At 62.2% G+C, this 6,281-nt stretch carries 7 protein-coding genes; 6 read left to right on the top strand and 1 reads right to left on the bottom strand.

All coding sequences use genetic code 11. From position 1 onward, the window contains the following. Nucleotides 1-65 precede the first annotated feature (65 nt). Nucleotides 66-956, bottom strand: a complete 891-nt coding sequence (locus tag OQE62_RS17375; protein ID WP_265723314.1) for a LysR family transcriptional regulator — start codon at nt 954-956, stop codon at nt 66-68. 106 nt (nt 957-1,062) lie between these two features. On the opposite strand from OQE62_RS17375, the gene OQE62_RS17370 reads away from it, so the two are divergent. The 6 genes from OQE62_RS17370 to OQE62_RS17345 all read left to right on the top strand — a co-directional run bounded on the left by OQE62_RS17370 (nt 1,063) and on the right by OQE62_RS17345 (nt 6,271). Continuing rightward, nucleotides 1,063-1,734 (top strand): histidine phosphatase family protein, encoded by a 672-nt coding sequence (locus tag OQE62_RS17370; protein WP_265723313.1) that lies wholly within the window; start codon nt 1,063-1,065, stop codon nt 1,732-1,734. Nucleotides 1,735-1,746: 12 nt separating this feature from the next. Then, nucleotides 1,747-2,958 (top strand): acyl-CoA dehydrogenase family protein, encoded by a 1,212-nt coding sequence (locus tag OQE62_RS17365; RefSeq protein WP_265723312.1) that lies wholly within the window; start codon nt 1,747-1,749, stop codon nt 2,956-2,958. Nucleotides 2,959-2,978: 20 nt separating this feature from the next. Next, nucleotides 2,979-4,037 (top strand): phosphotransferase, encoded by a 1,059-nt coding sequence (locus tag OQE62_RS17360; protein WP_265723311.1) that lies wholly within the window; start codon nt 2,979-2,981, stop codon nt 4,035-4,037. Between the two features lie 126 nt (nt 4,038-4,163). Then, nucleotides 4,164-4,940, top strand: coding sequence for an SDR family oxidoreductase (locus OQE62_RS17355; RefSeq protein ID WP_265723310.1), 777 nt, complete (start codon nt 4,164-4,166; stop codon nt 4,938-4,940). Further along, nucleotides 4,940-5,704: an SDR family NAD(P)-dependent oxidoreductase gene (locus tag OQE62_RS17350; protein ID WP_265723309.1), complete on the top strand. Its 765-nt coding sequence runs from the start codon at nt 4,940-4,942 to the stop codon at nt 5,702-5,704. Before OQE62_RS17355 ends, OQE62_RS17350 begins: the two co-directional genes overlap by 1 nt. A gap of 105 nt (nt 5,705-5,809) precedes the next feature. Beyond that, nucleotides 5,810-6,271 carry a MaoC family dehydratase gene (locus tag OQE62_RS17345; RefSeq protein WP_265723308.1) on the top strand — a complete coding sequence of 154 codons (462 nt, stop codon included), beginning with the start codon at nt 5,810-5,812 and terminating at the stop codon, nt 6,269-6,271. The last annotated feature ends 10 nt before the right edge of the window (nt 6,272-6,281 follow it).

Here is a 6,281-nt window from a genome sequence, read left to right as displayed (position 1 = left end):
GGGCCAGATAGCCCCTTGAGGGATGTAGGGACAGATGGTATCTACTGAGAACCCCCAGTCCCCAATCAGACAAACAACTCCATCAACTGCTCCCGCAACCACCGGCTGGCCGGGTCGTCGTGCTGGTTCTTGTGCCACAGCAGGTGCCAGTCCATCTGCGGTATCTGGAAGGGCAGCTCGAACAGGCGCGCGGAATACTGGTTGGCGAGGCTGACCGGCACCGTCAGGGCCAGGTCGGTGCGCAGCACCACGAGCGGCGCCACCCGGTAGTGCTGTACCCGCAGCTTGATATCCCGCCGCCGGCCCAGCTTGTTCAGGGCGATATCCACCAGCCCCGGTCCGCTGCGGCGGCTGGAGACGTGGATATGCTCCAGTCGCAGGTACTGCTCCAGGGTCAGGCTGGTCTGCTCCGCCAGCGGGTGGTCGCTGCGCAGCATGCACAGGTAGCGGTCGTTGGTCAGGCGCTGCTGGTGTAGCTGGGTGGCGGTGGCCAGCGGGATATCCAGGCCGAAATCCAGGGTGTTGGCGGCCAGTTCCTGTGCCAGCCGGTCCCGCGGCACATAGTAGGACTCCACATTGATCCCCGGCGCCTGTCGTTCCAGCCGCTCCAGCAGCCGCGGCAGCAGCAGGGTTTCCGCCATATCGTTCATCGACAGGCGCAGGGTGCGCGATTCGGTGGCCGGATCGAAGCGGCGCTGTTCGCTGAGGCTGGTGCCGAGCAGGTTCAGTGCCTGCTGCACCCGCGGCATGATGCTTTCGGTCAGTGGCGTGGGGGTCATGCCGGCGGGGGTGCGGGTGAACAGCGGGTCATCGAGGGTGCGTCGCAGGCGCGACAGGGCGTTGCTGACCGCCGGCTGGGTAATATGCAGCTGTTCCGCGGCGCGGGTCAGGTTGCGCTCATTGTAGATGGCTTCCAGCACCGGGAAGAGATTCATGTCCACCTGCTGTAGCTGCATCGGTGTCACCGTTCATCATTTCTGTGAATGATTGGATATTCGCATAATAAACTTCGATGATCTATTGCCGGGCGCTAGGGTTGGGATTCTGGAAAGGGGAAAGCAATTGGCTGAGTTCTACACGGTGCGTCATGGGCAGGCCTCATTTGGCGCCGCCGACTACGACAAACTGTCCGATCTGGGCTGGCGGCAGGCGCGTTGGCTGGGCGAACACTGGCGAATGGCGGGGATGGGTTTCGACCGCGTTGTCTGCGGCGACCTGCTGCGCCACCGGGAGACGGCGCAGGGCATCTGCGAGGGCCTGGACCTGGATGTGTCCCGGCTGGAACTGGTGCCGCAGGTGAACGAGTTCGATTTCCACAGCGTGATGCGCAGTTACGGCGAGCGCGATCCCGGCTCGGTACCCGCGGATGGCGCCCCGCGATCCGATTACTACCGTTTCCTGAAAAAGGCCATGATCGCCTGGGCGGGGGGCGAAATCAGCCCGGCGGAGAGCTGGCCGGTATTCGAACAGCGGATCGAGGAGGCGCTGGGAATGATCGGCGACAGCCCGAGGGGTTCCAGGACCCTGGTGGTCAGCTCCGGCGGCGCCATCTCGATGATGGTGCGCCAGGTACTGGGGGCGCACGCGGAAACGGTCACCAGACTGAATATGCAGATCAAGAACACATCGGTGAGCCGTTTCTTTTCCGGCAGCGGCGGCATCAGCCTGCACAGCTTCAACCATGTGCCGCACCTGGAAAATGAAGAGCGGCAGGAATTTATCACCTACAGCTAAGAGCAGCGAGCGATGGATTTTGAATATTCGGACAAGGTAGAGCAGCTTTTGCAAAAGCTGCGCGGTTTCATGCACGAGCACGTCTACCCGGGGGAGGAAACCTATCACCGGCAACTGCTGGAGGACCGCTGGGGAGAGCCGCCGATTCTCGCAGAGCTCAAGGCCAAAGCGCAGCAGGCAGGGTTGTGGAACCTGTTTATGCCCGACGACCGCTTCGGTGCGGGGCTGAGCAATCTGGAATACGCACCCCTGGCGGAGGAAATGGGGCGGATCTCCTTCTCCTCCGAGGTGTTCAACTGCAGCGCGCCGGATACCGGCAATATGGAAGTGCTGGTCCAGTACGGCAGTGCGGCGCAGCGGGAACAGTGGCTGAAACCGCTACTGGCTGGTGAGATCCGCTCCGCCTTCGCCATGACCGAGCCCGCGGTCGCCTCCTCCGATGCCACCAATATCGAAACCTCGATCGTGCGCGACGGCGACGACTATGTCATCAACGGCCATAAGTTCTATATCAGCGGCCTGATGAACAAGCGCTGCAAGATCATGATCGTCATGGGCAAGACGGATCCGGACAACCCGAATCGCCACAAGCAGCAGTCGCAGATCCTGGTGCCCACCGACACACCGGGAGTAAAAATCCTGCGCCCGATGACGGTGTTCGGTTACGACGACGCGCCCGAAGGGCACGCGGAAGTGATTTTCGACAATGTGCGCGTGCCGGCAGCCAACCTGATCCTGGGCGAGGGTCGCGGTTTTGAAATCGCCCAGGGGCGCCTCGGCCCGGGCCGCATTCACCACTGCATGCGCCTGATCGGCGGCGCCCAGCGCGCACTGGAAATGATGTCGCAACGCGCCGAGCAGCGGGAAGTGTTCGGACGGCCCATGAGCAAACAGGGCTCGGTGCGGGAGGATATCGCGAAGTCTGCCTGCGAAATCGAACAGGCGCGCCTGCTGACCCTGAAAGCCGCGGAGCAGATGGACCGGTACGGCAACAAGGCGGCCAGGGACCTGATCGCGATGATCAAGATAGTCGCGCCGCAGATGGCCTGCACCGTGATCGATCGGGCCATGCAGATTCACGGCGCCGCCGGGCTGAGCCAGGATTTGCATCTGGCCCAGCACTATGCCTACGCGCGCACCATTCGCCTGGCGGATGGGCCGGACCAGGTACACATGATGCAATTGGGCCGCAACCTGGCGGCCCGCTACGGCGCGGAATCCTGAAACAGAGAACCGGAGTGGCGATGACAGACAACACGGTTTCGGACGAGAAGGGGGCGGTGGACCAACTGCCCGTGCAGGCGCTGGAGAAATACTTTGCCGCGCATATCGAAGGCTTTCGCGGCCCCCTGCAGGTGAGCAAGTTTTCCGGCGGCCAGTCGAATCCCACCTTCAGGCTGGAGACCCCCGGCGGCAGCTATGTGCTGCGCCGCCAGCCGCCGGGAAAACTGCTGAAATCCGCCCACGCGGTGGATCGGGAGTTTCGCGTCATGGGCGCGCTGGCGGATAGCGATGTGCCGGTGCCGCGGGTGCTGCACTTGTGCGAGGACCGCGAACTGATCGGTTCGATGTTCTACGTGATGGAATACTGCCAGGGCCGCATCTTCTGGGACGCGGCACTGCCGGAACTGGACAACACTCAGCGCAGCGCCTTCTACGAGGAAATGAACCGCGTGCTGGCGGCGCTACACAGTGTGGATATCGAGGCCGCGGGTCTCTCCGATTACGGCAAGCCCGGTAACTATTTCGAGCGCCAGTTCGAGCGTTGGCAGGGTCAGTATCGCGCTTCGGAACTCGAGCCCATAGCGGCGATGGACCAGCTGATCGACTGGCTCGGCGGCCACCTGCCGCCGGACGACGGCCGCGTGGCGCTGGTGCACGGGGACTACCGGCTCGACAACATCATGTTTCATCCCACCGAGCCCCGCGCCATCGCGGTGCTGGACTGGGAGCTCTCCACCCTCGGCCACCCCTTCGCGGATCTCGCCTACCAGTGCATGCAGCTCCGCATGCCCGCGGACTCCGGCAATATTTCCGGGCTCATGGGCGTGGATCGCAAGGCACTGGGTATTCCCTCGGAAAGCGAATATGTGGCGCGTTACTGCGAGCGCAGGGGTATCGACGGGATCGACAACTGGGCTTTCTATCTGGCGTTCAGCTTCTTCCGCCTGGCGGCCATCATCCAGGGCGTGGCCAAGCGCGCCCAGGATGGCAACGCCTCCAGCAAGAGCGCGGCCAGGCTGGGCGCCTTTGTCGATCCGCTGGCGCAGCTGGCGCTGGATGTGATCGAAAAAGAGTACTGACATTCGGGCCGGTTTATATCCCGGCAGCGGGGCCGTCCCGAAACCTGCTTACAGGCCAAGCTCCGACGGCCTCCCCAGGCCCGGTCGGCGCGCCCCACAAATTGATTGAATTCAGAGGACAGGAAAATGGCTACAAAACTGTTTGATCTCACCGGAAAAATCGCCCTGGTCACCGGCGCAAGCCGCGGCATCGGCGAGGCGATCGCCAAACTGCTCGGCGAGCAGGGTGCCCACGTGCTGGTTTCCAGCCGCAAGATCGAGGGCTGCCAGGCGGTGGCCGATGCCATCGTCGATGCCGGCGGCAAGGCCGAGGCGCTGCCCTGCCATATCGGCAATACCGAGGAAATCGAACGGGTCTTCGGTGATATCCGCCAGAAGTACGGCCGGCTGGATATTCTCGTCAACAACGCCGCCACCAACCCCTATTTCGGCCATATCCTCGATACGGATATGGGCGCCTTCCAGAAAACCGTGGATGTGAATATCCGCGGTTATTTTTTCATGTCCGTGGAAGCCGGCAAGCTGATGCGCGAACAGGGCGGTGGCTGTATCGTCAATACCGCCTCCATCAATGCGCTGCAGCCGGGCGTGGGGCAGGGTATCTACTCCATCACCAAGGCGGCGGTGGTCAATATGACCCGCGCCTTTGCCAAGGAGTGCGCCCAGTTCAATATCCGCGTCAATGCGCTGCTGCCAGGCCTGACCAAGACCAAGTTTGCCGGCGCGCTCTTTTCCCACGAGGAAATCTACGATGCCGCCATCGGCCATATCCCCATGCACCGCCACGCCGAGCCGGAGGAAATGGCCGGCACCGTGCTCTACCTGGTGTCTGATGCATCCAGCTATACCACCGGCGAGTGTGTCGTCGTCGACGGTGGTATGACTTCCTGTGGAGGTATCTGATGGACACGGATCCGATGCTCGATTTTTCCGGACAGGTGGCGTTGATCACCGGTGCCGCCAGCGGCTTTGGCAGATTGCTGGCGCGCGAACTGGGTGACCGGGGGGCGAAGCTGGTACTGGGCGATATCAATGAAGCCGGCCTGGCAAAAATCGCCGACGAATTGGGCGGAGACGCTATCGAAGTCCGCGCGCAGCGCTGCGACGTTTCCTCCGAACGGGACTGTGCGGAGCTGGTGGAACTGGCGCAGTCGGCGTTCGGCGGCCTGGATCTGGCAGTGAACAACGCCGGTATCGCGCCGCCGATGATGTCGCTCGAAGAGACCGACGAGGCGGAAATGGACCGCCAGTTCAACGTGAACCTCAAGGGCGTCATGTTCGGCCTCAAGTACCAGTTGCCGCTGATGAAACAGCGCAGTGGTGGCGTGATCCTGAACGTATCCTCGATGGCGGGCCTGGGCGGCGCGCCCAAGATCGCCTCCTACGCGGCGGCCAAGCACGCGGTGATCGGCGTGACCAAAACCGCGGCGCTGGAGAACGCCAAGCACGGCGTTCGGGTCAATGCCATTTGCCCCTTCTTCGCCCTGACGCCGATGGTGACCGTCGGCGGCGAGGAACTGCAGGCATTTCTCGCCAACGGTTGCCCGATGAAGCGCCTGGGTGAACCGGAAGAGGTGGTGTCGGCGATGCTGATGTTGCTGTCGCCGAAGATGACCTACGTCACCGGCCAGGCGCTGTCGGTAGACGGCGGTGTCTCGGCCTATTGACCGATGTGCAGGGCGCACCCTGCGCCGCCATGTAGGGTGCGCCGCGCGCACCGCTTTAAAAGGTGACAACCCGATTCCCGGCAGAACATAAAAACGGAGCACATTATGTCTACACAGATTCCCCGCGACAGAATCCAGGATTTTATCGGCCTGGAAACCGAGCCCACGGACTGGCTCAAGATTGACCAGCAGCGCATCGACACCTTCGCCGAGTGCACCCTGGATCGCCAGTTTATCCATGTGGATCCGGAGGCTGCTGCAAAGACCCCCTTCGGAACCACCATCGCCCACGGCTTCCTGACCCTTTCCCTGTTGTCCTATTTTGCCGAGCAGTTGCAGATTTCCATGGAGGGTCTGCAGATGGGGGTGAATTACGGCCTGGATAAAGTGCGCTTCATCAACCCGGTGAAAGTCGACAGCAAAGTGCGGGTGCGGGCGAATATACTGGATATCCAGGAGAAGAATCCCGGCCAGTACCAGATCAAACTGGAAGCCACCATGGACATCGAGGGCGAGGAAAAACCGGCCCTGGTTGCCGAGTGGCTGTTTATGCAATTTACCGGATAAGGGGGATTTT

The organism is Microbulbifer halophilus (assembly GCF_026183675.1).
Lineage (GTDB): Bacteria > Pseudomonadota > Gammaproteobacteria > Pseudomonadales > Cellvibrionaceae > Microbulbifer > Microbulbifer halophilus.
This window is presented reverse-complemented; position numbering and strand designations above follow the sequence as displayed.

Coding starts and splice junctions, on each gene's coding strand:
- OQE62_RS17375 (WP_265723314.1), bottom strand. CDS start 956: ATGCAGCTACAGCAGGTGGACATGAATCTCTTCCCGGTGCTGGAAGCC.
- OQE62_RS17345 (WP_265723308.1), top strand. CDS start 5,810: ATGTCTACACAGATTCCCCGCGACAGAATCCAGGATTTTATCGGCCTG.
- OQE62_RS17350 (WP_265723309.1), top strand. CDS start 4,940: ATGGACACGGATCCGATGCTCGATTTTTCCGGACAGGTGGCGTTGATC.
- OQE62_RS17360 (WP_265723311.1), top strand. CDS start 2,979: ATGACAGACAACACGGTTTCGGACGAGAAGGGGGCGGTGGACCAACTG.
- OQE62_RS17365 (WP_265723312.1), top strand. CDS start 1,747: ATGGATTTTGAATATTCGGACAAGGTAGAGCAGCTTTTGCAAAAGCTG.
- OQE62_RS17355 (WP_265723310.1), top strand. CDS start 4,164: ATGGCTACAAAACTGTTTGATCTCACCGGAAAAATCGCCCTGGTCACC.